General features: G+C 65.4%; 2 protein-coding genes. One reads left to right on the top strand and one right to left on the bottom strand.

What is annotated here, in order from left to right; translation table 11 throughout:
• A partial coding sequence (locus CV1CTNOD_RS22675) for a hypothetical protein (protein WP_207386621.1) occupies nucleotides 1–546 on the bottom strand: 546 nt, incomplete at its 3' end.
• Between the two features lie 263 nt (nucleotides 547–809).
• Between CV1CTNOD_RS22675 and CV1CTNOD_RS22680 the strand changes: the two genes are divergently transcribed.
• Nucleotides 810–1,529 (top strand): amino acid ABC transporter ATP-binding protein, encoded by a 720-nt coding sequence (locus CV1CTNOD_RS22680; protein WP_131787995.1) that lies wholly within the window; start codon nucleotides 810–812, stop codon nucleotides 1,527–1,529.
• Nucleotides 1,530–1,616: the final 87 nt, after the last annotated feature.

Below are 1,616 nucleotides of genomic sequence, written 5' to 3' on the forward strand. Positions count from 1 at the left end.
TAGCCGATCGCCACGCCGGGCGACCTTCGCGCAGCCCTGGCCAGTGACCCATCTCGTCATCGACGATACGTTCGAAGGAATCCATGGTGATAAGGAATCCATGGTGATGAGGATGTGCCGATGCCGGCTCCACTCCGTCCAGCCGCTGACGAAAGCGTCGTCAATGGCTGACTGGGACTGGCGGATTCGCGTCTTGACCGTCTCCTGATCGTCGCCTCCGGCCGGGTCGCGCAGACCTGTGGTTTCGGCTTTCGGCGCACCGCCGAGCAGCCGTGCCTCGCGCTCGCACAGTTGGCGGAAACCATTGAACTCCCGGGCCCGGGTGCGATCGGTCACCCGTAGCATCAGCTCCCTCGTCCGGGCGAATGTCTCCCACAACACGGGGGCTGAGGCACGGAGGCCGTAGGCGTCCCGGAATCCTTCGCGCCGGAACGCGGACATGTCCTCGTTGAAGACGTATAAACGGTTGGCGCCCTCGACCTGCCGAACAAGCTGCCGGATCAGCGTGGACTTACCCAGGCCGTGAACGCCGACAAAGTCGATCACCGACCCTTCGCCCCGCGTCAGGAGCAGGCGTAGCGCCTCGGCCAACTCGGCTTCCCGCCGACGAACAGGTCCATACCGTTCCCTCCGGCAGCAGTGGGTGGAGCTTCAGAATCTCATCACACGAGGCACGGCCCCGGCAGTTCGCTTCAAGTGATCCCGGAGACCTGGGCCACCGGGAGGCAGAGCTCACCTGCTACCGTTCCGCTCAACCTGACCGAAAGGTGAACGTGACGAAGAGCGCGCGGGGTGAGCCCCTGATCGTCATGGAGGGCGTCGAGAAGTCCTTCGGCGGTTTCCGGGCACTGCACGCAATCAACCTGACCGTGCACAGCGGCGAGGTGCTCGTCGTCATCGGTCCATCGGGATCGGGCAAGTCGACGCTGTGCCGTTGCATCAACCGGCTGGAGACCATCGACGCCGGCCGGATCACGATTGACGGGCAGCGGCTGCCCGAGGAGGGACGCGCGCTCGCACGGTTGCGGGCCGAGGTGGGCATGGTCTTCCAGTCGTTCAACCTCTTCGCCCACAAAACCGTGCTGGAGAACGTCACTCTTGGACCGACAAAGGTCAAGGGAATCCCGCGGGAGGCAGCCGAGCGCCGGGGACGGGAACTGCTCGATCGGGTGGGTGTCGGCGTGAAGGCCGGCAGTTATCCTGCTCAGCTTTCCGGCGGGCAGCAGCAACGTGTCGCGATCGCCCGAGCACTGGCCATGGACCCGAAGGTGATCCTTTTCGACGAGCCCACCTCAGCACTTGATCCGGAATACATCGCCGAGGTGCTCGACGTCATGACGGGGCTCGCCCGCGACGGCATGACCATGGTGGTCGTCACCCACGAAATGGGGTTCGCCAGGCGGGCCGCGGACCGCGTCGTATTCATGGCTGACGGCGGAATTCTCGAGGAAGGCACCCCGGTGAGCTTCTTCGACAGCCCGCGGACACAGCGGGCCCGCGACTTCCTGGCTCGTGTTCTCCCCCACTGACGTCGCCTGCCTGCCACCCTCCCGATGGCCCTCCCCCGCGTCCCGCCCTGCCCCGTCCTCGTCCCCAGCCGATATATCCCCCGAAAG

The sequence above is a fragment of the Protofrankia symbiont of Coriaria ruscifolia genome (assembly GCF_900634745.1).
Taxonomy (GTDB): domain Bacteria; phylum Actinomycetota; class Actinomycetes; order Frankiales; family Frankiaceae; genus Protofrankia; species Protofrankia californiensis.